The organism is Amycolatopsis sp. (assembly GCF_025464955.1).
Taxonomy (GTDB): Bacteria; Actinomycetota; Actinomycetes; order Mycobacteriales; family Pseudonocardiaceae; genus Amycolatopsis.
On sequence record NZ_JAODNM010000096.1, the window covers coordinates 1 to 23,362 of the forward strand.

The following is a 23,362-nucleotide window of genomic DNA, read 5'->3' on the forward strand; positions in this document are numbered from 1 at the left end:
CAGAAAGGAATGTGGGAATATCTTACGCGGCACTTTGCTGTTGTCGATTGAGAGCGGCTCCACGCGAAAGAGCCCCCCTCCTCCGCTAAAACAGCAAGTCGCCGTCGACTTGCGATCGTTGCCCATACCAACGACCGCAACTCGACGGCGACTTGCGATCCAGCGCAGGGCGCTTTTGTGGATTTGTGCCCGTTAGGGCTTGGGGTCTTCGGTGGGGGGTGGGGAGCTGTCGGAGGACGACCCCGAAGACTCGGAGGAGTCGGCGGAGACGGAGACTTCGGCTGGTTCGCCCGGGGTGTCGTCGTCAGCAGCGGGTTCCGGCGAGTCGTCGGTGGCCAAGACCGGGCCCCGCAGCAGCTCGGGCGCTTCGCGGGGGCCGAGGTTCCGGGTGACGTACAACGCGATGATCGCGCCGAGGAACACCAGGATCGCGACCCAGACGTTCACGCGGACGCCAAGGATGTGGTTCGCCTCGTCGGCGCGCAGCAGCTCGATCCACGTCCGGCCGAGGGTGTAGCCCGCGACGTACACGCAGAACGCGCGGCCGTGGCCGAGCTTGAACTTCTTGTCCGCCCAGACCACGAGCAGCGCGACCAGCAGGTCCCAGATGAGCTCGTAGAGGAATGTGGGCTGCACCGGGCTGTCGGGCAGCGGGATGTGCCCGGTCGCGATGCCGCCGAGGGTGTCGCCCGGGTTGTCGGGGTTGATGCGCTGGTAGATCTCCAGGCCCCACGGCAGCGTGGTATGCGCGCCGTAGAGCTCCTGGTTGAAGTAGTTGCCGATGCGCCCGATCGCCTGCGCGGTGACCAGTGCGGGGGCCATGGTGTCCGCCATCGCCGGCAGCGGGATGCCCTTGCGGCGGCACGCGATGTACGCGCCGAGCCCGCCGAGTGCCACGGCGCCCCAGATGCCGAGCCCGCCGTCCCAGATCTTCAACGCGTTGATCGGGTTCTTGCCCTCGCCGAAGTAGAGCTGGTGATCGGTGATGACATGGTAGAGACGGCCGCCGACCAGGCCGAACGGCACCGCGAACACGGCGACGTCGATGACCGTGCCCTTCGTGCCGCCACGGGCGACCCAGCGGCGCTCGGACCACCAGAGGGCCACGATGATCCCGGCGATGATGCACAGCGCGTAGGCGCGAATCGGGATCGGCCCGATGTGCCAGACGCCGCGGTCAGGGCTGGGGAAGGACGCGAGGAACTGCACCGACGCGGAAATCACGGGGTCACCGTAACCTGCCCGGTGTGAAGCCCGGTGAGGGACGTCCGTCACCGGTGTGCGAGTGACTACCCATTGCCTCGTGCACGGCCTACTGGATGGCCGCCAGGTAGCCCGCGACCAACGCCCCGGCGACGAACTCGATCGCGGAGTCCGGCGGCAGGAATCGTTCGTCGTGCAGGCTCCGGGCACCGGCGGTGTCACCGAGACCGGCGAACATCATGAGCCCGCGCGTGGCGCCGCAGTAGTGCGCGAAGTCGTCGGCCCCGAACGAACGGAACTCGGTGTCGAGCGTGATGCCGCCGCGCGCGAGCCACTCCTGCGCCCCGGCCGCGAGCCCGGCGTCGTTGAACAGCACCGGCTCGCACGGCATGATCCGCACCTCGGCGTCGCAGCCGTGGGCCTTGGCGGTGGCTTGCACGATCTCCCGCAACGTCTCGAGGATCGCGTCCCGGTCCGAGTCGCGCATCAGCCGCAGCGAGCCGAGCGCGGTGGCCTGCGACGGGACGACGTTCGCGGCCGTACCCGCCTGGATCCGGCCGACCGAGCACACCGCACCGAAGATCGGGTCGATCCGGCGGCTGGCGATCTGCTGCAGGCTGACCACGATCTGCGCGAGCGCCAGGATCGGGTCGCGCAGGAGGTGGGGATAGCCCGCGTGGCCGCCGTGGCCGGTTACGACGACCTCGAACTCGTCGGTCGAGGCGTTGATCGGCCCCGGCACCGCGGAGATGACCCCGGCCGCCAGCCGAGGCTGGACGTGGGCGGCGATGATCGCGCTGACGCCGTACTCGGCCAGCGTACCGGCCTCGACGATGTCCAGGGCGCCCGAAGGCGACGTCTCCTCCCGAGGTTGCAGCACCGCGAGGATCGAGCGCGGCACACCGATCTTCATCGCCGCGCGGCACACCGCGACAAGTGCCGCGAGGTGGACATCGTGTCCGCACGCGTGCATCAACGCGCTGGTGGACGTCCACGGCACACCCGTCCGCTCGATGACCGGCAGCGCGTCGAGCTCGGCGCGCAACGCGATGGTCCCGCCCGGGGACGCGCCGTCGATCAGCACCGCGCGTCCGGTCTTCGCCACGCGGACACCGTCACCGGCCTCGAGCGCTTCGACGACGATGCGGGTGGTGTCGTCCTCGTCGCCGGAAGCGCGCGGATCGGCATGCAGGCGGTGACGCAGTTCCGCCGCGGCGGGCAGCTCCGCGTTGATCGCGGCGAGCCAGTCGGCCCACAGCTCGGATGAACTCACAACGGCTCCAAACCGTAGACACGCCGGGCGTTTTCCGCCCCAGCAAGCACTGCGAGACGTTCCGCGTCCGGCGTCGAGAACTCCCCGGCGTCCAGACCGGCCCGCAGGAAGTCCGAAAGGCCGCGCCGGAACAGGAGCGTTCCGAGGTGGTAGAGCTCGCCGAGGCCGAAGGCGTCCGTGGAGAACAGGAACTTGCCGAACGGCGCGAGTTCCAGGGTTTCGGCAATGAGCGCGGGCGCCCGGCTGCCCGCGTTGTGCGTCGCGAGGCCGACGTCGACGAACACGTGCTCGAAGACCTGCGCGAGGTACGCGGCCTGGCGGTGGAACGGGTAGTTGTGCAGCAGCAGGATCGGCACGCCGGTCTTCCGAGTGGCGCGCAGCAGGCCGGTCAGCAGCAACGGGTCACAGCGGTGCAGGTCGACGTCGGAATCGCCGTAGCCGACGTGGAACTGCACGGGCAGCCGCAGCTCGATACCGGTCCAGATGAGGAACCGGTGGAGGACCTCGTTCGCCAGCCGGACCGGCTTGCCGCCTTCGACGTCGGACAGCCAGTCTCCCGCCGCCAACGTGACTTCGGCGTCGGACGGCCGTTCACCGGCGAGGTCCAGGCCGACGCGATACGCCGCGATGGACTTGACGCCGACCGCGTTCACCGTCCGTTTCGCCAGCTCGACCGCACAGGCCTCGGCGAACCCGACCGCGCTGGTGCCGTCCCGCGCCACGTTCTCGGCGACCTGTTCAAGCCGGACGATGTCGTGCGCACGCGCACCGGCCAGCGTCGCCAACTCCGCGGAGCTGGTGAGCTTGTCCGGCATGAACCCGCCGTCGACGACGAAGTCGCCCGTACCCGTCGAGCGCAGGAAACGGCGGTTGACCTCGTCCGCCCCCAACTCCGCGCGCCGGGCAAGGTAGTCGTCGGCCGAGACGTGCGGCTCGAGGTCGAGCACCGGCGCGCACCAGCGGCGGACGGCGAGCCCGATCAGCGAGTCGAACAGGGTGGTGCCCAGCGCCGACACGGTGTCGGCCTCGGTGAGCATCTCTTCGAAGGCCGGGCGGTCCAACTCGACGCCGACCAGGCCGTGACAGTGATGGTCGACCAGGCGGAGATCCTCCACAAACGACAGCACGTGCGGAGTCTAGGACTCGTGAGCGTTCCCGCCGGTTCTAGGCGGCCGGAACGCTCACGAGTCCGAAACCGCCAGCCGCTCCCCCACCCGACGCGCATACCCAGGCGCGGCGAGGACCGCGACGACGGCCAGCAGCAATACGGCCGCAGCGACTACCGGGAACCACCGCGCAGGTCCGGAGGTCGGGTACGGGATCACGTTGACGTAGACGGTGTAGCCCAGCAGCGCGAGCGCGCCGAGCGGGAACACGATCTGCCAGCGCGGGACGTCCATCTTGCGGCGGACGAACACGAGCAGGATCGAACCAATCGTCGTCAGCAGGTAGATCACCAGCAAGATCAACGTGCCGATCGACCCACTCCAGGCGAAGGTGTCCGACGCTGTGGCGCCGAAGAACACCGCGCAGACAACGATGATCAGTACCGCCAGCGCGGAGACCACGGTCGCGGCGACGGCCGGTGCGCCCTGCGCGGACGTCTTGCCGATCCCCCTGTCGCCCACGGCGTCCCGGCCGAGTGCGAAGAGCAGCCTGGAGCCACCGACGACGCAGGCCAGGCAGCAGCCGAAAGCACTGATTGCCGCGCCGAGCGTGATGACGTCGCCCAGCCACGCACCGACGTAGCTGGTGCTGAGATCACCCAGCAGCGACGGCGAATCGTGGAACGCGCCCGCGTCCGAGCCGAAGGCCATCATCTCGATGGCCGTGACGACCACGAAGAACGCGCCACCGAAAACCGCCGTGCCGAGGATCGCCCTGGGAATGTTGCGTTTCGGCTCGCGTGTCTCCTCGCCGAGGGTCGCCGCGGCCTCGAACCCGGCGAAGGACAGGAAGCCGAACACGGCCCCGAGGAACACGCCGGACACGCCGACGTCCGGGGTGTAGGTGAACACCGACATCGTGAAATGACGTCCGCCCGGCGCCGAGCCCGAGATCAGCCGAACGGCGATGACCGCGGTGATCAGCAGGATCAGGGCGATCGTCGCGCCCTCGACGAGCAGCAGCAGGCTCGTACCGCGCTTCGCCGGGACGACGGCCAGCAGCCACGCGGCGACCAGCGCGACACCGACGAGCACGAACGGCCCCCAGGACGGCGGGTTCGGCCAGATACCGACCTGGGTGAGGAACGCGGTACCCAGCGTTCCGGCGGCTGACGACGTCACGACGGCGTAGAACGTGTACGTCCCCAGTAGCCCGATCCCGGAAACGACGCCGGCGCGTGGGCCGAGCGTCGCGCCGACGAAGGCGTACACCGAGCCAGCGTGCTCGTAGTACTGGCACAGGCGGACGAACCCGTACGCCACGAGCAGCACGCCCACGGCGGAGAGCAGGAACGCCAGCGGAACGGCACGACCTGCCGCCGACGCCGTCTGCTGGGGGTTGATGTTGGCCGCCATACTCGGCGCCATCAGCGCCACGGACAGGCCCACGGCCTGCCACACCGACAGCGACCGGCGGAGTCCGGTGTCTGACATGATGCGCACCTCGTTTCCTACGCGGATGTGCAGTTAACAGGGACGGAGGCCGGATGAGCGAGCTTGACCGCCAGGTGATCGGAGCACGGGCCGATGAATTGTTACCCGGGCTGGCCGCACAGGGCGTCGAAGTGGTGGCGATGACCTTTGTGGACAACAGCGGGGTCGTCCGGACGAAGGCAGTCCCGTTGCGCAGGCTGGCCGCCGCGGCCGCGTCGGGGATCGGCGCGTCGAACTCGTTCGACTTCTTCGGCTTCGACGACTCGATCTGCACGGGCAAGTACTCCTCGGGGCCGGTAGGAGACCTGCGGCTGCACCTGGACCTGGAGCGGCTGACCGTGCTCGCCGCGCAGCCCGGCTGGGCCTGGGCGCCGGCGGACCGTCGCGACCAGGACGGCGCTGTCCACCCGATGGACCAGCGGAGCCTGGCGAAGGAAGCGGTCCGGCAGCTCGCCGAGCGCGGGCTTACCGCGAAACTGGCCTTCGAGGTCGAGTGGGTGGTGACGGCCGAAAACGCGCCGGACGAGCTGGCCGGTCGCGGTCCGGCTTACGGCTACGCGAGACTTTCCCGGCATTCGGACTATCTGCGCGCGATCGTGTCCGCTTTGGACAATCAGGGCGTCGCGGTGGAGCAGATCCATCCGGAGTACGCGGCCGGCCAGTTCGAGCTGTCGGTCGGCGCGGAGGACCCGGTCGGCGCGGCGGACACTTCGGTGCTGGTCCGGGAAACGATCCGCGTGGTGAGCGGCATGCACGGACTGCGCGCGTCGTTCACGCCGCAGTTCTCGGTGGGCGGCGTGGGCAACGGCGGGCACGTGCATCTGAGTGTGTGGGACGGCGAACGGAACCTGTTCGGCGGCGGCGACGGGCAGTTCGGGATGACCGCTACCGCAGAGACGTTCAGCGCGGGCATCCTGGACAGGCTGCCCGCATTGCTGGCCGTCGGCGCGCCGTCAGTGGTGAGCTACCTGCGGCTCGAGCCCCACCGGTGGGCCGGGGCGTTTGCGGTGTGGGGGCTGGAAAACCGCGAGGCCGCAGTCCGGCTCATCGCCGGGACCTCGCCCAATCTCGAAGTGAAGTGCTTCGACCACACAGCCAACCCGTACCTGGTCGTGGCCGCGCTTCTGTTCGCCGGAATGGCCGGGGAAACCGCGCTGCCGGACCCGATCGACGTCGACCCGGGCTCACTCAGCGATGACGAACGCCACGGGCTCGGCATCCGCCGCCTACCCGCTACGCTCGCTGACGCCGTATCCGCCTTCGAAGCCGACATCGTGCTGCACGACTGCTTCGGTGCCCCGCTCGCGACGACGTTGATGGACGTCCGCAAAGCCGAGATCCAGCGCTTCGCCGGCTCGACCCCGGACCAGATCACCGCCGCCTACCGCTGGGCCCACTGACCGCGTGCGCACTTCCTGCGCACTCGCGCGCAGCGGGAGACCGGCCGAGTGCGCTTACCGACGTTCGTACGGCAGCTTTTCACCTGCTTCGACAGCGAACGGGAGCCGGTTGCCTTCCGGAGGCAGCGGGCAGGTGGCGAAGTCGGTGAACGCGCACGGCAGGTTCGTCGCGCGGTTGAAGTCGAGGACGACAGCGCCGTCCTCGTCCGGAGCGGCGACCTGGAGTGAGCGGTTCGCGGCGTACGTCGTCACGCCGCTGGTGGCGTCGTTGAACAGGATGCTCAGTCCGCCGCCGACCTTGCCGTTGAACGCCGTCAGCGTGTGCTCGACGCCGTCGTGCTCGAACCGGGCCACTCCGAGCGCGGTGTAGACATGCGTAAGCCCCTCCACCACCGCGCCGACGGTTGTCGGGCGCGGCTCGTCGAACGGCTCGAACCGCCCTCGCAGAACCCAGTCCTCCTCGGGCTCGTACGACGGCACGCCGTGGAAGTCCTTCAGTACCAACGCTTTCGGGTCATGGACGCGAATCAGGTATCCCGAGCGACGGGCGACCTCGATCTCGACGTCGCCGGCCACGATCCGCGTGCCGGCTCCGCTGTTGACCAGCTCGATCCGGCGTACACCGGTGACGGCCTCGCCCTCGTGCGTGACGTCGGCGCCCTGCGGATCGAGGTACGCGGCGTCGCTGTCCTGCCACCACAACCCGGGCAGTCCCGGGTAGCTGCGGGGTGTCTCTTCCAGCCAATCCAACGACACGAGCGCAAGCCAGCCGTAGGGCTCGGCCAGGGTGCCCTCGCGTTCGCTCTTCCACTGCTGCCAGTCCCTGACGAAGCCGGTGGCTGTGTCTGTGTTGGTGGTCATCACTGATCTCCCGTCGTCCCCGGTACCAACCCGGGGACGACGCCGCAGATTCCCGCTCCCACCACGTGGAACGTCAGGCTGCCATGGCCGCTGCGACGTCCTTGCGCAGCTGCGGGAGCCTGGCGTACAGCTTGTCGCCGGGGCACTCGGTGTTGTAGTAGTCGCGATGGCCCTTGATCTCGGCGACCGGGATGCCGTACTGCTTGCAGACGTACGCGCAGAGGGCGACGAGTCCCTTGTACTGCGCCGCGGGCTGCTCGACGCTGGTGTACGTGCCTTCGTTCTCGATGCCGATCGAGTTGTCGTTCTGGCCGGGGCAGTGCGCGCCGCGGATCATCTGCTTACCGCCACGAAGCGTGCTGAGGCTGCCGTGGCGACCTTCGAGCTGGTAGCCACCCCGGCTGACGGTGAAGTGCTGACCGGTGTCGGACCACCCGTTGTTGTCGATGTGATCGGCCTGGTTGTCGCGACAGATCTGGAACGCGTGCGCGAGCGAGTAGTCCGTGCTGTTGGCGCTCGCGATGTGGTGGACGAGAATCCGGTTGGCCTTGTTGTTGAGCGTGACCAGCGGATCCGCCGGCGGCCGCGCGTTCCACTCGGCACAGCTGTAAATGCGCGGGACCGTGGCAGCGCTCGCCATGCCAGGCAGGACGAGCCCGGCCGCACCAGCCGCCACCAGCAACCCAGTACCCCGCAGGAATGTCCGGCGGTCGAGACCTTTGAAGTCGATAGCCATGCGCGGACTGTGCGCGCGGCGCGTACAGGATTCCTACAAAACGCAGGTCAGGGCGTACGGCCGGTGATGGCAACGACCCTGTCGAGCAGCGAGGCGGCAGCCGTGACCTCGACCACGGGCCCCCACAGCTCGGGGACCGGGGCGTTCGGAACGAACTCGGTCACGTGGTCCAGACAAGCCCGCACTGTCTCGTCCGGCAGGTCGAAGGGCTGGCCGGTGGCCTTCGCGAGGTCCCAGCCGTGCACGACCATCTCAGTGAAAGCGATCCTGCCCCAGAGCCGGTTCGGCAGCTCCGACCCGCCCGCGTCGGTCATCCCCTGCCAGGCCGCCGGATCGTCCCACGCCTCGCCGAGCGCTTGGACGTGCTGGGCGAGGTTGTCCCACTCTTTTGCCGGCGCGGGGTCCTCCTTCCGGGCGACGGCAGCGAACCCCTGGGACACCAGGTTGATGTGGTCGATGAGTTCGCGCACGGTGTATTCGGCGCAGGGCGTGGGATCGGTGAGCTGGCCATCGGCCACGCCTGCCAGCACGTCGATCATGCGGCGACAGGCCGGCTTCAGGTCGATCTCGGGGGACTTGCTCATGGTCGTCTCCATCGATGCTTGAGGTGCTTTCACCGGAGACGTCGTAGCCGCTTCGCCGATCTCGACATCCGGGGCTGATTCCCGGTCAGGGAGCCAAATCGAGTGTGACCTGGAACGGCCGTGTGAACTCGATCCGACCTGACTCACTCTTCGCGAGCAGGACGTAGACGCCGTCGACCAACTCGAACAGCAGCGCTTCGGCAGGTTTCTTGGCTGGATCGACCAGGAGGTAGAACGGCACCCCTGCCTCGGCGTACACCTGCCGCTTCAACGTCCGGTCGAATACCTTCGTCGACGGCGATTCGATCTCGCCGGCGAGGGGGACTTCCGAGCAGTCGTAGTAGGTCGTGTCCGTCCCTGCGCAGGTGAGCACGACGAAGTCGGGAATGAGCAGCCTTCTGTCGGCGAGCCTGACATTCACCCCGGGAAGAAGCTCGGTTCCGGCCGGCAGCTTGCCTCGGAAGCCGTACTGGACCTCCTGAAGAACCCGCTGGTGTGCGGAGGTGGGCGCGGGGCTCATCAGCAGAGCCCCGTCAAGGAGTTCGATCCGCTGACCCGTTGTCTGGTCCTCAGCCAGCGCGAGTACCTCGTCGACCGTCCACTCACCGCGGTGCGCCGACAACAGGGTCCCGTGCTCAACCGGCGCGGCCATGCTGCTTCACCTCCATCCGGGCGTAGAAAGATCGTTGACCCCGAGTGTGACATGAGAACCCCCAGTAGTACGTGAACACACTGGGAGTATCCAGCCAAGCACCGACAGTTTCACGCTCACGGAACTGGCCCGGGCGGCGATAATCGTCGCGTGTTGGTGACTTGGATCGCCGAGATCGCCGACGAGGACCTCCTGCTCGACGGCACTGATCACGACGCCGAAGCGCGGACGAATACCTGGTCACTGCGAGACGAGCCCGCAAACCACGGAGAACTGACGATTGAGCAGGTTGTCGCCGCTTTTTACAGCACCGCCGAAGCCCTGGGCGCTCGTGTCCGCGAACTCGGATTCCCCGGGCTGGCGACGTTCCGCTGTCCGTGTGGGCACGCAACGTGAGTTAGCCCGGGGACGGACTGGGGCCACCCTGGTGGCGTTGAACGCCACAGCCTGGAACTTACGGGGTCGGGGTGGTCGGTTCTGTGCAGATCAGCAAGGACCGGGGCTAGTGGATGCTGGTTGAGGAGTTGAGGGCCAGTCGCGTCGTGCAGGTGGTGCTGGTGATGGCGATGTGACTGCTGGGGCTCCTGAAGCACTTTCGGCAGGGCAGAGACGTCGTCAAGGCCTGGTTGAGTACGCCTTACGCCGTGAAGGTGGCCTTCACGGAACGCCACAGGAACCCCACCTGCCACAGGGGCCAGGCAGGAATCAGGCGGGGGTGACGGCTTTACGGACGCCGTCGGCGAGTTCGGCGGAGAGGACGCGGACGGCCTCGGTGCCGCTGGCGGCGGCGGTGACCAACGCGGATCCGACGATCACGGCGTCGGCGAAGGAGGCGACCTCGGCGGCTTGGGCGCCGGAGCGGACACCCAGGCCGACACCGATCGGCAGCTTCGTGTGCGCTCGGGTGCGGGCGACAAGGCTCTCCGCGTGGGAGCCGACGGTGTCGCGGGCGCCTGTCACGCCCATGACGGCGGTCGCATAGACGAAGCCGGAGCTCGCGTCGACCGTCCGGACGATGCGCTCCTCCGAGGAGGACGGCGCGACCAGGAAGATGCGGTCCAGGTTGTGTGCCTCGGAGGCCGCCATCCAGTCTTCGCCCTCGTCGGGCGTCAGGTCCGGGGTGATCATGCCGAGGCCACCGGCCGAAGCAAGGTCACGGGCGAACCTGTCGACGCCGTAGTGGTAGACCGGGTTCCAGTACGTCATCACGACGGCCTGGCCACCGCGGGCGGACACCGACTCGACGACCTCGAACAGCTGCCGCAGGCGGAAGCCGTTCTTCAGCGCCTCCACGGCGGCGGCTTGGATCGTCGGGCCGTCCATCACCGGGTCCGAGTACGGCACGCCGACCTCGACCAGGTCCGCACCGCCGTCGAGGGTCGCGGCGAGCAGGTCCTTCGAGCCCTCGACCGTGGGATACCCCGCCGGCAGGTAGGCGATGAGCGCGCCGCGGCCTTCGCTGCGAGTCTTGGTGAAGAGCTCGTCGAGGCTCACAGTTTCTCCTCGTCCACCAGGTCGAAGTACTTCGCGGCGGTGTCCATGTCCTTGTCCCCGCGACCGGAGAGGTTGACCACGATCAGGCCCTTGGGACCCAGTTCCTGGCCGAGCACGAGTGCCCCGGCCAGCGCGTGCGAGGACTCGATCGCCGGGATGATTCCCTCGGTCCGCGACAGCAGCTTCATCGCTTCCATGGCCTCGGCGTCGGTCACCGCGCGGTACTCCGCCCGCCCGGTGTCCTTGAGCCACGAGTGCTCCGGGCCGACACCGGGATAGTCGAGCCCGGCCGAGATCGAGTACGCCTCGATGGTCTGGCCGTCCTCGTCCTGCAGGAGGTACGACATCGCGCCGTGCAGCATGCCGGGGGTGCCCTGGGTCAGCGTCGCGCCGTGCTCGCCGGAATCGAGCCCCTTGCCCGCGGGCTCGAGGCCGACCAGGCGGACGTCCGGATCGTCGATGAAACCGTGGAAGATGCCGATCGCGTTGGACCCGCCGCCGACACACGCGGCGACCACGTCCGGCAGCCGCCCGGTCTGCTCGAGGATCTGCCGACGGGCCTCTTCGCCGATGATCTTGTGGAAGTTGCGGACCATCAGCGGGAACGGGTGGCCGCCGGCCGCCGTGCCCAGCAGATAGTGCGTGGAGTCGACGTTGGCGACCCAGTCGCGCAACGCCTCGTTGATCGCGTCCTTCAGCGTGCGGGAGCCGGTCTTCACCGGGATCACCTCGGCGCCGAGGAGCTTCATCCGAGCCACGTTGAGCGCCTGGCGCTCGGTGTCGACCTCGCCCATGTAGACGACACAGTCGAGGTCGAGCAGCGCGCACGCCGTCGCCGTGGCGACCCCGTGCTGGCCGGCGCCGGTCTCGGCGATGACCCGCTTCTTGCCCATCCGCTTGGTCAGCAACGCCTGGCCCAGCACGTTGTTGATCTTGTGTGAACCGGTGTGGTTCAAGTCCTCGCGCTTGAGGAAGATCTGCGCGCCACCGGCGTGCTTGGCGAACCGCGGAGCCTCGGTCAACAACGAGGGCCTGCCCGCGTAGTCCCGCAGCAGCCGGGCGAACTCGTTCGTGAACTCCGGGTCGAGCCGGGCCTTGTCGTACTCGGCGGACAGCTCGTCCATGGCGCCGATCAGCGCCTCCGGCATGAACCGGCCGCCGTACGGACCGAAATGCCCGCGCAGGTCGGGATCGTGCGGGGTGTGTTCGTGTGCCCTGGTCTCGGACTTTTCGTCCGTCACCGCGACGGCCTTGGGCAAGCGGGGTGCGAACCGGCCGTGACCAGCTTGACCAGGGCGCCCTTCGGGTCACCCGAGGCGACAAGCCCCTCACCGACCAGCACCGCGTCGGCACCGTGACCGGCATAGGACATCAGATCACCCGGGCCGCGGACCCCGGACTCGGCGACCTTGAACACGTCCATCGGCAGCCCAGGGGCGAGCCGGGAGAACACGTCGCGATCGACCTCGAGGGTGTGCAGGTTGCGGGCGTTGACGCCGATGACCTGCGCGCCGGCTTCCAGCGCGCGATCGGCCTCTTCGGCGTTGTGGATCTCGACCAGCGCCGTCATGCCGAGCGACTCGACCCTGTCCAGCAAGGAGACGAGCGCGTTCTGCTCGAGCGCCGCGACGATCAGGAGCACCAGGTCCGCGCCGTGCAGGCGCGCTTCGTGCACCTGGTACGGGCCGACCACGAAATCCTTGCGCAGGATCGGAATGTTGACCGCGGCGCGCACCGCGTCGAGGTCGGCCAGCGAACCGCCGAAGCGGCGCTGCTCGGTGAGCACGCTGATGACCCGGGCTCCGCCGTCGGCGTAGTCCTTGGCCAGCGCGGCCGGATCGGCGATCTCGGCCAGGTCGCCCTTCGACGGGCTACGGCGCTTGACCTCGGCGATGACGCCGATGCCGGACTCGGCACGCAGCGCTGCCATCACGTCGTGGGCGGGCGGTACTTCCAGGGCACGTCGCTTCAGCTCGTCGAAGGGCAGCGCCGCCTCGCGGACAGCGAGATCGGCACGCACACCCTCGATGATGTCTTCCAGCACAGTCACCGGGCGCCCTCAAGGGTCGACGTCTTCAAAGGTTCACTCGCAAGGTCGCTCACAAAAACCTTCCCCTTCCCGCTGAAATCATGCTAACCCGCCCCTGAACGGCGGCGGGTTCCGGGTCGAGCCAAAGTCATCGGCCGGCGGTGGGATCCTCTCCATCGGACAGCGCCTCCCACAGCTCGACATCGGGGTCACGGGCGACCCGCTTGGCACCCGGCGCCGAGTACCGCGCACCGAGCCGCGGCATCACCTTGGCGCCCTTGATACCTGCCAACCCCCCGATGATCAGCAGAATTCCCCCGAGCAGCGCGAGCACACGGGCGATCAGCATCTGGGCGACGGGCAAGCCGTCCGCGCCGCTGAAGCGCACGCCGTCGATCGCGACCCAGCAGGCGGCCAGGCCGGCGACGCCCAGAATGACGCCGAGGATCCGCCTCGCCCAGCCACCGGTGGCTATCATCCCGGCCATTCCGGCCAGCGCGAGCAGCGCCAGCGGCACGAGCGAACCGGCCCGCTGCGCGCCTGTCTCGGTGTAGAGCACCATGCCGCGCACACCCGCGTCGCGGAACTCGGCGAACCAGGTCAGCCGGGATCCACCCCACAGCCCGGCCGACGCCAGCAGCAGCGACAGCATGACTATCCACAGTGGACCACCGCGCCGCCGCGGCGCGGCGGACTCCCGCAGATCCCCTGTGCTCTCAACGGCTTCCTCAGACACGAGCGGTGTCACCGCTCGGGTCGAGCCGGCCGGCCGGCGTCAGTGTCTGAGCGGCCGCCACCGCCGAGAGCACGGTCCTCGCCTTGTTCAACGATTCGGTGTCCTCGTAGTCGGCGTCCGAGTCCGCGACGACTCCGCCACCTGCCTGGACGTACGCCGTGCCGTCCTTCATCAGCGCGGTGCGGATGGCGATCGCAGTGTCCGCGTCGCCGGCGAAGTCCAGGTAGCCGACGACCCCGCCGTAGAGCCCGCGCCTGGTCGGCTCCAGCTCCTCGATCAGCTGCATCGCCCTGACCTTCGGCGCCCCGGACAGCGTGCCCGCCGGGAAGCAGGCGGCGACCGCGTCGAAGGCCGTCTTGCCCTCGGCCAGCTCGCCGGTGACCGTGGACACGATGTGCATGACGTGGCTGTACCGCTCGATGTCGAAGAAGTCGACGACGTGCACGGTGCCGGGTTTGCACACCTTGCCGAGGTCGTTGCGGCCGAGGTCCACCAGCATCAGGTGCTCGGCGCGCTCCTTCTCGTCGGCCAGGAGGTCCTTCGCGAGCTGCGCGTCCTCTTCCGCGTCGACCCCGCGCCAGCGGGTGCCCGCGATGGGGTGCGTGGTGGCACGGCCGTCCCGCACGGTGACCAGCGCCTCCGGGCTGGACCCGACGATGTCGAACCCGTCCAGCCGCAGCAGGTACATGTACGGGCTCGGGTTGGACGCGCGGAGCACGCGGTAGACGTCGAGCGCGTCGGCCGTCGTCGCGATCTCGAACCGTTGCGAGGGCACGATCTGAAACGCTTCACCGGCGTGGACCGCTTCGACGGCCTTGTTGATCGCGGCGTGGAAGTCTTCCTTGGTGCGGCGGCGGACGAACTCCGGCTCCGGCCGCTCGAACACGGCCGTGGTCGGCGGCGCGGGGACGAACAGCTGCCGTGTCATCTCGTCGAGGCGGCCGACGGCGGCGTCATACGCGGCATCGACCCGTTCGGGCGAATCGTCCCAGTTCACCGCGTTGGCGATGAGCGTGACGGTGCCCTCGTGGTGGTCGAACGCCGCCAGGTCGGTGGCGAAGAGCATGGTCAGCTCGGGGGTGTCGATATCCTTGACGGCCAGCTCGGGCAGGCGTTCGAGCCAGCGCACCGCGTCATAGGCGATGTACCCGACCATGCCGCCCGTCAGCGGGGGGAGGCCGGGCAGCGGCTCGGTCTGCAGGGCGGCCACGGTCTCGCGCAGGACGGTCAGCGGGTCGCCTTCGAGCGGCAGGCCCACCGGCGGCTCACCGAGCCACACGGGCTTGCCGTCACGCACGGTCAGGGTCGCCGGGCTGTTTACGCCGATGAACGACCATCGCGACCAGGACTCGCCGTTCACCGCTGACTCGAACAGGAACGTGCCGGGGCGGTCGGCGGCGAGCTTGCGGTACACGCCGACCGGGGTCTCGCCGTCGGCGAGGAGGCGCCGGACGACGGGGATGACCCGCCGGCCCGCGGCGAGGGCGCGGAAATCGCCGCGGGAGGGACTCACCGCGCCGAGGCCGCCGGGAGCGGTATTGGGAACACTGGCCATGACCGCCATTGTGCTGCACCACTCCGACAGTCCGGACACGGCATGAATTCACGACGTGTTGAATCACCCGCGGCGGAGGTTCATGATGGCACCGTGACCACCGATTCCGCCCAAGGACCACCGCCCGGCAAGCGGCGCGGACGCCGCCCGGCCGGGCAGGACACCAGGACCGCCCTGGTCGAGGCCGCCCGCACCGTGTTCGGCGAGTCCGGCTACGAGGGCGCGACGGTCCGGACGATCGCCGCCCGCGCGGGGGTCGACGCGGCGATGGTCAACCACTGGTTCGGCGGCAAGGAAGGCCTGTTCGCCGAAGCGGTGCTCGAGCTGCCGTTCGAACCGAGCGAAGTGCTCAAGATCCTGCTCGACGGCTCGATCGACGAGCTCGGCGAGCGGATCGTGCGCACCTTCCTGACCCGGTGGGACATGACCGGCGGCGGGCTGTTCCAGGCGCTCATCCGCAGCATCACCGCACACGAACAGGCCGGGCAAGTGCTGCGCGACTTCTTCCTGAACCAGCTGTTCCAGCGCATTGTCGACTCGGCGGGCGTCGAAAACACAGATCTGCGGGCCACCCTCTGCGCGTCACAGCTGATGGGGCTGGGCATGACCCGTTACGTCGCAAAGTTCGAACCGCTGGCCTCGGCCGATGTCGAAACGCTGGTCAAGGCCGTCGCCCCGACCATCCAGCGGTACATCAACGGCGATATCGGCTAGCGGACTCGTGAGTGTTCCCGCTCGCCCGGGTGCGGTGTCCCGCAGGGCGCGGTAAGCGGCCGGAACGCTCACGAGTCTTAGCGGGCGATCAGCACCGCGGCCAGCGCGAGGGCTCCGGGGAGGACCTGCACCAGCAGGATGCGCTTGCTCGAGGTCGCGGCGCCGTAGAGGCCGGCGACGATCACGCAGATCAGGCCGTACAGCTTGAGCTGGTAACCACTCGGGTCTGTCGCAATGAGACCCCACACCAGCGCGAGGGCCAGGAAACCGTTGTACAGCCCCTGGTTCGCCGCAAGCGCGGAACTCTCCTTGGCGAACTCCTCGGTGGTGCCGAAGGCGGCGCGGGCCCGCGGGCTCGTCCAGAGGAACATCTCCAGTACGACGATGTACAGGTGGATCAGCGCAACGAGCCCGACCAGGATGTTCGCCACTACGTTCACGGACTTGTCTCACTCTCATCGGCAAGGAGCAGTCGCTCGTCGGTATCGAAGCAGGTGTGGGTACCGGTGTGACACGCAGGCCCCGTCTGGTCCACGCGCAGGACGACCGTATCGGCGTCGCAGTCGATCCGCACTTCACGAACGTGTTGCGTGTGGCCGGATGTCTCGCCCTTGACCCACAATTCCTGGCGGCTCCGGGAGAAGTAGGTGGCGCGTCGTGTCCTCAGTGTCCGGTCGAGGGCTTCGTCGTCCATCCACGCGACCATGAGCACGTCGGACGTGCTGTGCTCGACGACGACAGCGCAGATCAGGCCTTCGGCGTTACGCTTCAACCGCGAGGACAAGGCTGGGTCGAGGGTCATCGGATCACGACTCCGCCTGCGCGCAGCGCGTCTTTGACTTCGCTGATCTTCAACTGTCCGAAGTGGAACACGCTGGCCGCCAGCACGGCGTCGGCGCCGGTTTCGACCGCGGGCAGGAAGTGCTCCAGCGCGCCTGCGCCGCCGCTGGCGATCACCGGGACGCGCACGACCTTGCGGACTCGCGCGATCAGGTCGAGGTCGAAACCGTTCTTGGTGCCGTCGGCGTCCATCGAGTTCAGCAGGATCTCCCCGACGCCGAGCTCCTCACCGCGCGCGGCCCACTCGACGGCGTCGATGCCGGTGCCCTTGCGGCCGCCGTGCGTGGTGACCTCGAAGCCGGACTCGGTGGGCTCGCCGCCTTCAGGCACGCGACGCGCGTCGACGGACAGCACGATGCACTGCGCGCCGAAGCGCCGCGAGGCCTCCTGCAGGAACTTCGGACGCGCGATGGCGGCAGTGTTGATGCTCACCTTGTCCGCGCCCGTGCGCAGGAGCCGGTTGACGTCCTCGTTGCTCCGGACGCCACCGCCGACCGTCAAGGGGATGAACACCTGCTCAGCCGTGCGCCGGACCACGTCGTAAGTGGTCTCGCGGTCGCCCGAGGACGCGGTGACGTCGAGGAAGGTCAGCTCGTCGGCCCCCTCGGCGTCATAGAGGCGCGCCAACTCCACCGGGTCACCGGCGTCGCGCAGGTCGGCGAAGTTGACCCCCTTCACCACACGCCCCGCGTCGACGTCGAGACACGGAATCACCCTCACCGCGACAGCCATAGGTCAAATACTAGTAGTGCCTGGTCCGAGGTCCGAGACGAAGGCCTGCCACATTCGTGCCGGAAGAAGGTGAACTGCGCCTGTCTCGCACTTCCGAACAACGACTGCCTGGCCAGCCTCGCAGCGACGCGATCGTCGATCTCGTCTACCGGCAGCGTCCCGGTGCCGCTCAGCAAGCATCGCGCGTATTGGTCGGCCTGGAGCAGGTCTGGAGCAGCCCAGGCACAACGATCGGATGAAAATCGCTAATCACGACCGCCTTGTCCTCGTGGTCCATCAGCGTGCGAAGCTGCTTCGGCAACCTAGAGCCGTGCTGCTGCAGCCAGCCGCCGGTCTTACCGACCTCCCTGCAGAGCTTCACGAGCCTGTCGCGTTCCTTCGCCTTCACTCCGCAGGTCGCCAGAAACGCCGAGACGTCTGCTTCTGTCCCCCGCGCTTTCCGTTCAGCAGCCGGGAAACCTTGCTGTCCGGCCAGTCCAGCCGCTGTCCCAGTTGCCTGCCGTTGAAGCCTGCCGCCACCATCGCCTTGCGCAGGCCGTCACCGAGTTCGCGGCTGCGGATGGTGGGTTCGCGATCTTGCATGGGTCGAAAATAGCCCCACCGGGCGACAATTTCCGCAGCGACGGACGTACTCCACCGGAAAGGCGCATGGCTTGTCCCCCATGGCAAACAGTTTCCTGGACTCATGCCTCCTCTCACACCGGCCAAGGCCGAAGCTTTCAGATTTCTCCGTGACGATCTGTTCCTCCATCTCGACGAAGCCGAGTTCCTCGCGCAGAAGTGCGAGCAGTGGGTCGAGGAGGACGTCGACCAGGCTCGGCGGCTGATCGCGGATCTGGTGGTCACGATCCGGACCGTCCTGTTCGAACACCAGGCCGTCGAGTTCGACCGGTGCCGGTTCTGCTTCCGTCCGTGGCCGTGCCCGACGGTCCAGGCGATCCACCAGGTGGTGAAAGCCCCGAATCGGGAATTCGTCAAACTCGTCGAGCGGGAAGCTTAAGCTCGGGGCCATGGCACAGGCGGGAAGGCGACCGGGACAGTCGGAGACCAGGAAGAAACTCCTTGACGCGGCAAGACACCGGTTCGCCGAGCACGGGTACGACGGGGCCACCGTCCGCGCGATCGCGGCGGACGCCGGCGTCAACGCGGCCATGTTGCACCACTTCTTCGGTACCAAGGAGCAGCTGTTCGTCGCGGCGATGAACCTGCCGGTCAACCCTGGCGACGTCATCCCGGACCTGCTCGCCGGGCCCGCCGACAGCATCGGGGAACGGCTCGTGCGGCTCTTCCTGTCCGTCTGGAACACCCAGGAGAGCCGCACGCCGTTCCTCGCCATGATCCGCTCGGCGACCACCAACGAGCAGGCCGCGACCATGATGCGGCAGTTCCTGGACCGGACCCTCTTCACGAAGGTCGCCGAGGCCGGCGGCATCCCGAAAGCCCGCGTCGCGGCGGCGGCCGCGCAGATGATCGGCATCGCGCTGCTGCGCTACATCGTGCGCGTCCCCCCGCTGGCCGATGCCTCCGACGACGAGATCGTCGCCCTCTTCGCCCCCGGCATCCAGCTGTACTTCGACGGCGGACGGTGAGTCGGCGACGTGGCCGGGGTCACAGTGTGCAGCAGATGAGGGGTCTCGCGCGTCCATAGGTGCGTGACGGGAGATCCGAGCTTCGACGAGTTCGTCGCCGAGCGGCTCGACGGGCTGCTCCGGTACGCGACGGTCCTCGCCGACGACCCGTACCTGGCCCAGGACATCGTCCAGAACGTGCTGGAGCGCGCGCAGCAGAAGTGGTCCCGGATCGATTCCCCGCCGACGTACGTCCGGCGCATGGTCACCAACGAGTACCTGTCGTGGCGAAGACGCCGGGCGGTGCGTTCCGTGGTCTCGTCGACGCCGGAGATGCTCGACGCGCTGAGCCCGCCCCAGTCCGATCCGAGCCTCGACTACGACGAGCGCGACGCGATGATGACGCGCCTCGCGATCCTGCCCCGCAAGCAACGCGCCGCGATCGTCCTCCGCTACTACGAGAACTTCAGTGACGACGAGATCGCCGAGGTCCTGCGCTGCGGCACGTCGACCGTGCGCAGCCAGATCTCCCGAGCACTCGGCACCCTGCGGGAGTCCGCCGCACCTCGACACCACGTCCTACCCACCGGAGCCCCCCGATGACCCGACTCAGCGAAGACGAGACCGAGGCCCTGCTCCGCGACGGTCTCAACCGGCTGGCAGCCCGTGCTCGCGACGGCAACGAGGTGCGAAACGCGCTAGCCAAGACCGAATCGGCGCGTCGGCGTCCGGTCGCGCTGATGCTGGCCGTGGCCGCCGTGGTGATGGTCGTCGCGGTCGGCGTGCCCACGATCGTCCAGCACCTCGCGAGCGACACGATGTCAGCGGCGATGCCGGCGAACGGGCTCGCGCTCCAGTTCCGGCCAAGCTGGCTGCCGGACGGCTTCACCGAGCAGTATCGCGAGGTCAGCCCCGGTTCCCGGACGCAGTTCCGCAGGTGGCGGCAGGGGCAGGTCGGTTCCGCGGAGATCGCGCTGTCGACCTTCTCCGCGCAGGACCCCGAGTGGTCGGGGACGGCGTTGAGGATGGCGACGCTTCCGGATCAGATCGTCGTCGGCGGGCGGGTCGGGATGGTGTCCGATGAGACCGCGACGTCGGCGATGCTCACCTGGATGCCTAACTCGTCGCAGGTGCTGCAGCTCAAGGTGGCCAATGTCCCCACCGCCCGCGACGCCGGACAGCACATCGCAGAGTCCGTGCGGCCAGGCGTGACGCCGTTGCGTTGCGAACTCGCGTTCGGACCGCTGCCGCCGGGGTTGATCCCGATGTCTTCGCTGGCCGAGGGCCTTTCTTCGACCGACGGCGACAGCGGTGTCAAAGCCGCGACGACGGCACGGCCGACCGTCCCCGCGCTGCGTGCCGACATTTCGTCCCGCGCGCCCGCGCTCCAGAACGCGACGGACGTCGTCGTCAGGAGACGCAAGGGGCTCTTCCTGCCGCCGACCGGACCGGACGGCTCGCGGGTCGCCGTCCAACTCGCGAACGGACGCTGGCTCGTCGTTTCGGGGACGCTCACCCAGGCCGAGCTCGTCACCGTGGCGAACGCGGTGACCATCGACCCCTCGCCGGACTACTCCTGGATCGGCCGGTAGCGCGCAAAAGACCCCTCAGGGCCATCCCTGTGGCTTCCAACGCCACAGGGATGGCCCTGAGGGAACTCCACCGCACCCCTTGACGGACTCATTCCACGCGCGCAGAATTAAACGCATGATGAATTCTGCGATCGCCGCCGAAGGCTTGCGGGTGCGCCGGGGTGGGCGGGAAGTCCTGCGCGGGGTGGCCTTCGACGTGCCACGCGGGGAGATCACCGGGCTGCTGGGTCCGAGCGGCTGCGGCAAGACGACGTTGATGCGGTCCGTGGTCGGCGTCCAGATCGTCGAAGGCGGCGACCTCACCGTGCTCGGACATCCGGCGGGCAGCCCCGAACTGCGTCGACGGATCGGTTACGCCACACAGAATCCGGCCATCTACGCCGACCTGACGGTGACGGAAGTCCTGCGCTACTTCGCCGCTGTGCTGCGCGCGCCGGCGTCCGATGTGGACAGGGTGATCGGCGAGGTGGGTCTCACGGGGCACGCCGGAAAACTGGTCGGGTCGCTCTCCGGCGGGCAGCACAACCGGGCGAACCTCGCCGTGGCGCTGCTCGGCAAACCCGAACTGCTCGTGCTCGACGAGCCGACAGTCGGTCTCGACCCGGTACTGCGCGACGAGCTGTGGGACCTGTTCCGCGGGCTCGCCGACGCCGGCGCGACGCTGCTGGTTTCCAGCCACGTCATGGACGAAGCAGCTCGCTGCGACCGGCTTCTCCTGTTGCGCGAGGGCATTCTCCTCGCGTCCGATACTCCCGAGAACCTGAGACGCCGCACGGGTTCCGCCGATCTCGAACAGGCTTTCCTGCGACTCGTCCGCGAAGAGGAGGCGACCCGCTCATGAATCCCGCACTCACCTTGGCGACCGCACGGCGCATCCTGACCCAGCTCGGACACGACCGGCGCACGGTGGCCATGCTGATCGTGGTGCCGACGCTGCTGATGGTGCTGCTCAGGTTCGTGTTCAACAACGCGACGGTGTTCAGCCACGCCGCGCCTGCCCTCCTCGGCGTCTTCCCATTCCTGATCATGTTCCTGATCACGTCGATCACCACGCTGCGCGAACGCACTACCGGCACCCTCGAACGCCTGATGACGATGCCGATCGGGCGGCTCGACCTCCTGTTCGGCTACGCGCTGGCGTTCGGGGCGATCGCGGTCGTGCAGGTCGGCGTCGCCGCGGGGATCTCCCTGGCCTGGCTGGGGCTGAATATCACCGGCTCGATCGCGATGCTGCTGCTCATCGCCGTGCTCGACGCGCTGCTCGGGATGGCGCTCGGCCTGTTCGTCAGCGCGTTCGCCCGGACCGAGTTCCAGGCGGTGCAGTTCATGCCGGTTTTCGTCCTGCCGCAGATCCTGCTGTGCGGGCTGTTCATGCCGCGCGGGCAGATGGGCTGGGTGCTGAACTGGCTCTCCGACGTGATGCCGTTGTCCTACGCGGTGGAAGGCCTGACGCGCGTGACGACGTCGGCCACTGTGGACGCGACGGTGCTGCGGAATCTGCTGATCGTGGCCGCGTGCGCACTGCTCGCGCTGATCCTCGGCGCGGCTACCCTCCGGCGTCGGACTCCCTGACTAGCGTTAGAGGTATGACTACCGAGTTCGAGCAGCTCTTCTCCGAAAACTACGTCATGCTCACGACTTTCAAGAAGAGCGGGGACGCGGTCAGCATCCCGATCTGGGCCGCCGGGGACGACGGCGAGCTCGTGATGTGGACCGTCCGCGACTCCGGGAAGGTCAAGCGCATCCGCAACAGCGGCCGGGTGGAGCTCCAGGCGTGTGACGTCCGGGGCAAGAGCACACACGGCCCGAAGGTCGCGGGCGAAGCGCGGCTGGTCGACGGCGACGACCTCGAGCGGGTGCGCCGGGCCATCGGGCGTAAGTACTGGCTGCTCGGGCGGACGATGATGTTCTTCGGCCGCTTCCGCAGCCAGGACCGCAACATCGGCATCGCCGTCAAGCCTGTCTAGCGAGCGGGACGTGAAGGCCACCTTCATTTACCTATCGGTAGTGAAGGTGGCCTTCACGTCCCGTCAGAACTCAGCCACCGCGGCCAGTGCCTCGGGCAGGGTAAACGCTCCCGCGTAGAGCGCCTTGCCGACGATCGAGCCTTCGATGCCGTCGCGGGCCAGCGCGGCGAGTGCGCGCAGGTCGTCCACACTGGACACCCCGCCGGACGCGATCACCGGCGCGTCGGTGCGGGCGGCGACCTCGCGCAGCAGCTCGATGTTCGGGCCCTGCAGCGTGCCGTCCTTGCTGACGTCGGTGACGACGTACCGCTGCGCGCCATCGCGGTCGAGGCGGTCGAGCGCCTCCCACAGGTCGCCACCGTCGGTCACCCAGCCGCGCGCGGCGAGCCGGTGGCCGGCTTCGGTGATGCGCACGTCGAGGCCGATCGCGACGCGGTCGCCGTAGCTCGAGACGACCTTCGCCGTCCACTCTGGATCCTCGAGCGCCGCGGTACCGAGGTTGACGCGGCGGGCACCGGTCGCGAGCGCAGCCTCCAGCGAGGCGTCGTCGCGGATGCCGCCGGAGAGCTCCACCTGGACGTCGAGCTTACGGATGACCTCGGCGAGCAGTTCGCGGTTGGAGCCCTTGCCGAACGCGGCGTCGAGATCGACCAGATGGATCCACTCGGCACCGTCGCGCTGCCAGGCAAGCGCCGCTTCGAGCGGGCTGCCATAGGACGTCTCGGTGCCAGCCTCGCCCTGGACGAGTCGGACGGCCTGGCCATCGGCCACATCAACGGCAGGAAGGAGCGTGAAGGTCACCGCGCAACTATAAGAGCCGCTGTCG

30 protein-coding genes are annotated in these 23,362 nt (G+C 68.4%); 10 read left to right on the plus strand and 20 right to left on the minus strand.

Annotated features, from left to right (window positions below):
- Positions 1–192: 192 nt before the first annotated feature.
- From lgt to JWQ81_RS22475, 4 genes are all read right to left on the minus strand, one after another.
- On the minus strand, positions 193–1,224 hold the full coding sequence (gene lgt, locus JWQ81_RS22460; RefSeq protein WP_297544458.1) for a prolipoprotein diacylglyceryl transferase: 1,032 nt from the start codon (positions 1,222–1,224) through the stop codon (positions 193–195).
- An 88-nt stretch (positions 1,225–1,312) separates the two neighbouring features.
- Positions 1,313–2,476, minus strand: coding sequence for a M20 family metallopeptidase (locus JWQ81_RS22465; RefSeq protein WP_297544459.1), 1,164 nt, complete (start codon positions 2,474–2,476; stop codon positions 1,313–1,315).
- Positions 2,473–3,603 (minus strand): amidohydrolase family protein, encoded by a 1,131-nt coding sequence (locus JWQ81_RS22470; RefSeq protein WP_297544460.1) that lies wholly within the window; start codon positions 3,601–3,603, stop codon positions 2,473–2,475. Before JWQ81_RS22470 ends, JWQ81_RS22465 begins: the two co-directional genes overlap by 4 nt.
- Before the next feature lie 54 nt (positions 3,604–3,657).
- Positions 3,658–5,076 (minus strand): APC family permease, encoded by a 1,419-nt coding sequence (locus tag JWQ81_RS22475; protein WP_297544461.1) that lies wholly within the window; start codon positions 5,074–5,076, stop codon positions 3,658–3,660.
- 53 nt (positions 5,077–5,129) lie between these two features.
- Between JWQ81_RS22475 and JWQ81_RS22480 the strand changes: the two genes are divergently transcribed.
- A complete protein-coding gene (locus tag JWQ81_RS22480) occupies positions 5,130–6,476 on the plus strand; it encodes a glutamine synthetase family protein (protein WP_297544462.1) in 1,347 nt (448 codons plus the stop codon).
- Between the two features lie 54 nt (positions 6,477–6,530).
- Here JWQ81_RS22480 and JWQ81_RS22485 read toward each other — a convergent pair whose 3' ends face one another.
- The 4 genes from JWQ81_RS22485 to JWQ81_RS22500 all read right to left on the minus strand — a co-directional run bounded on the left by JWQ81_RS22485 (position 6,531) and on the right by JWQ81_RS22500 (position 9,309).
- Positions 6,531–7,337: a DUF1684 domain-containing protein gene (locus JWQ81_RS22485; RefSeq protein WP_297544463.1), complete on the minus strand. Its 807-nt coding sequence runs from the start codon at positions 7,335–7,337 to the stop codon at positions 6,531–6,533.
- Between the two features lie 73 nt (positions 7,338–7,410).
- Complete coding sequence (locus JWQ81_RS22490; protein ID WP_297544464.1) at positions 7,411–8,073, minus strand: N-acetylmuramoyl-L-alanine amidase; 663 nt, start codon at positions 8,071–8,073, stop codon at positions 7,411–7,413.
- 47 nt (positions 8,074–8,120) lie between these two features.
- Positions 8,121–8,657, minus strand: a complete 537-nt coding sequence (locus JWQ81_RS22495) for a TIGR03086 family metal-binding protein (RefSeq protein ID WP_297544465.1) — start codon at positions 8,655–8,657, stop codon at positions 8,121–8,123.
- Between the two features lie 85 nt (positions 8,658–8,742).
- The gene (locus JWQ81_RS22500; protein ID WP_297544466.1) at positions 8,743–9,309 is read right to left on the minus strand and encodes a Uma2 family endonuclease; all 567 of its coding nucleotides are present in this window, start codon (positions 9,307–9,309) and stop codon (positions 8,743–8,745) included.
- Between the two features lie 150 nt (positions 9,310–9,459).
- On the opposite strand from JWQ81_RS22500, the gene JWQ81_RS22505 reads away from it, so the two are divergent.
- A complete protein-coding gene (locus tag JWQ81_RS22505; RefSeq protein ID WP_297544467.1) occupies positions 9,460–9,705 on the plus strand; it encodes a hypothetical protein in 246 nt (81 codons plus the stop codon).
- Positions 9,706–10,014: 309 nt separating this feature from the next.
- Here JWQ81_RS22505 and trpA read toward each other — a convergent pair whose 3' ends face one another.
- The 5 genes from trpA to JWQ81_RS22530 all read right to left on the minus strand — a co-directional run bounded on the left by trpA (position 10,015) and on the right by JWQ81_RS22530 (position 15,123).
- Positions 10,015–10,803 (minus strand): tryptophan synthase subunit alpha, encoded by a 789-nt coding sequence (gene trpA / locus JWQ81_RS22510; RefSeq protein ID WP_297544468.1) that lies wholly within the window; start codon positions 10,801–10,803, stop codon positions 10,015–10,017.
- Positions 10,800–12,044 carry a tryptophan synthase subunit beta gene (gene trpB, locus JWQ81_RS22515; RefSeq protein WP_297544469.1) on the minus strand — a complete coding sequence of 415 codons (1,245 nt, stop codon included), beginning with the start codon at positions 12,042–12,044 and terminating at the stop codon, positions 10,800–10,802. The genes trpA and trpB overlap by 4 nt, the downstream gene beginning before the upstream one ends.
- On the minus strand, positions 12,041–12,853 hold the full coding sequence (gene trpC, locus JWQ81_RS22520; protein ID WP_297544470.1) for an indole-3-glycerol phosphate synthase TrpC: 813 nt from the start codon (positions 12,851–12,853) through the stop codon (positions 12,041–12,043). Before trpC ends, trpB begins: the two co-directional genes overlap by 4 nt.
- A gap of 127 nt (positions 12,854–12,980) precedes the next feature.
- Positions 12,981–13,484 (minus strand): Trp biosynthesis-associated membrane protein, encoded by a 504-nt coding sequence (locus tag JWQ81_RS22525; protein WP_297544574.1) that lies wholly within the window; start codon positions 13,482–13,484, stop codon positions 12,981–12,983.
- A gap of 76 nt (positions 13,485–13,560) precedes the next feature.
- The gene (locus JWQ81_RS22530) at positions 13,561–15,123 is read right to left on the minus strand and encodes an anthranilate synthase component I (protein WP_297544471.1); all 1,563 of its coding nucleotides are present in this window, start codon (positions 15,121–15,123) and stop codon (positions 13,561–13,563) included.
- Between the two features lie 93 nt (positions 15,124–15,216).
- Between JWQ81_RS22530 and JWQ81_RS22535 the strand changes: the two genes are divergently transcribed.
- Positions 15,217–15,837, plus strand: a complete 621-nt coding sequence (locus tag JWQ81_RS22535; RefSeq protein ID WP_297544472.1) for a TetR family transcriptional regulator — start codon at positions 15,217–15,219, stop codon at positions 15,835–15,837.
- Between the two features lie 77 nt (positions 15,838–15,914).
- Here the strand turns inward: JWQ81_RS22535 and JWQ81_RS22540 are convergent, their stop codons facing one another.
- The 6 genes from JWQ81_RS22540 to JWQ81_RS22560 are packed head-to-tail and all read right to left on the minus strand — an operon-like array spanning position 15,915 to position 17,991.
- Positions 15,915–16,277, minus strand: a complete 363-nt coding sequence (locus JWQ81_RS22540; protein WP_297544473.1) for a DUF1304 domain-containing protein — start codon at positions 16,275–16,277, stop codon at positions 15,915–15,917.
- Positions 16,274–16,639 carry a phosphoribosyl-AMP cyclohydrolase gene (gene hisI, locus JWQ81_RS22545; protein WP_297544474.1) on the minus strand — a complete coding sequence of 122 codons (366 nt, stop codon included), beginning with the start codon at positions 16,637–16,639 and terminating at the stop codon, positions 16,274–16,276. Before hisI ends, JWQ81_RS22540 begins: the two co-directional genes overlap by 4 nt.
- Positions 16,636–17,409: an imidazole glycerol phosphate synthase subunit HisF gene (gene hisF / locus JWQ81_RS22550; RefSeq protein WP_297544475.1), complete on the minus strand. Its 774-nt coding sequence runs from the start codon at positions 17,407–17,409 to the stop codon at positions 16,636–16,638. Before hisF ends, hisI begins: the two co-directional genes overlap by 4 nt.
- Positions 17,394–17,585 (minus strand): hypothetical protein, encoded by a 192-nt coding sequence (locus JWQ81_RS45055; protein ID WP_366942325.1) that lies wholly within the window; start codon positions 17,583–17,585, stop codon positions 17,394–17,396. The genes hisF and JWQ81_RS45055 overlap by 16 nt, the downstream gene beginning before the upstream one ends.
- The gene (locus JWQ81_RS22555) at positions 17,579–17,797 is read right to left on the minus strand and encodes a hypothetical protein (protein WP_297544476.1); all 219 of its coding nucleotides are present in this window, start codon (positions 17,795–17,797) and stop codon (positions 17,579–17,581) included. The genes JWQ81_RS45055 and JWQ81_RS22555 overlap by 7 nt, the downstream gene beginning before the upstream one ends.
- Positions 17,794–17,991: a helix-turn-helix domain-containing protein gene (locus tag JWQ81_RS22560; RefSeq protein ID WP_297544477.1), complete on the minus strand. Its 198-nt coding sequence runs from the start codon at positions 17,989–17,991 to the stop codon at positions 17,794–17,796. The genes JWQ81_RS22555 and JWQ81_RS22560 overlap by 4 nt, the downstream gene beginning before the upstream one ends.
- Before the next feature lie 103 nt (positions 17,992–18,094).
- Between JWQ81_RS22560 and JWQ81_RS22565 the strand changes: the two genes are divergently transcribed.
- The 7 genes from JWQ81_RS22565 (at position 18,095) to JWQ81_RS22595 (ending at position 22,536) form a co-directional block, all read left to right on the plus strand.
- Entirely contained in the window at positions 18,095–18,409 is a 315-nt protein-coding gene (locus JWQ81_RS22565) for a hypothetical protein (protein ID WP_297544478.1), read from the plus strand.
- A 10-nt stretch (positions 18,410–18,419) separates the two neighbouring features.
- The gene (locus JWQ81_RS22570; RefSeq protein WP_297544479.1) at positions 18,420–18,998 is read left to right on the plus strand and encodes a TetR family transcriptional regulator; all 579 of its coding nucleotides are present in this window, start codon (positions 18,420–18,422) and stop codon (positions 18,996–18,998) included.
- Between the two features lie 63 nt (positions 18,999–19,061).
- Positions 19,062–19,580, plus strand: a complete 519-nt coding sequence (locus JWQ81_RS22575; protein WP_297544480.1) for a SigE family RNA polymerase sigma factor — start codon at positions 19,062–19,064, stop codon at positions 19,578–19,580.
- Positions 19,577–20,569 carry a hypothetical protein gene (locus JWQ81_RS22580; RefSeq protein ID WP_297544481.1) on the plus strand — a complete coding sequence of 331 codons (993 nt, stop codon included), beginning with the start codon at positions 19,577–19,579 and terminating at the stop codon, positions 20,567–20,569. Before JWQ81_RS22575 ends, JWQ81_RS22580 begins: the two co-directional genes overlap by 4 nt.
- Positions 20,570–20,684: 115 nt before the next feature.
- Complete coding sequence (locus JWQ81_RS22585; protein WP_297544482.1) at positions 20,685–21,410, plus strand: ABC transporter ATP-binding protein; 726 nt, start codon at positions 20,685–20,687, stop codon at positions 21,408–21,410.
- Complete coding sequence (locus JWQ81_RS22590; protein WP_297544483.1) at positions 21,407–22,141, plus strand: ABC transporter permease; 735 nt, start codon at positions 21,407–21,409, stop codon at positions 22,139–22,141. The genes JWQ81_RS22585 and JWQ81_RS22590 overlap by 4 nt, the downstream gene beginning before the upstream one ends.
- Positions 22,142–22,155: 14 nt before the next feature.
- The gene (locus tag JWQ81_RS22595) at positions 22,156–22,536 is read left to right on the plus strand and encodes a PPOX class F420-dependent oxidoreductase (protein WP_297544484.1); all 381 of its coding nucleotides are present in this window, start codon (positions 22,156–22,158) and stop codon (positions 22,534–22,536) included.
- Between the two features lie 63 nt (positions 22,537–22,599).
- Here JWQ81_RS22595 and priA read toward each other — a convergent pair whose 3' ends face one another.
- The gene (gene priA, locus JWQ81_RS22600) at positions 22,600–23,337 is read right to left on the minus strand and encodes a bifunctional 1-(5-phosphoribosyl)-5-((5-phosphoribosylamino)methylideneamino)imidazole-4-carboxamide isomerase/phosphoribosylanthranilate isomerase PriA (RefSeq protein WP_297544485.1); all 738 of its coding nucleotides are present in this window, start codon (positions 23,335–23,337) and stop codon (positions 22,600–22,602) included.
- Positions 23,338–23,362: the final 25 nt, after the last annotated feature.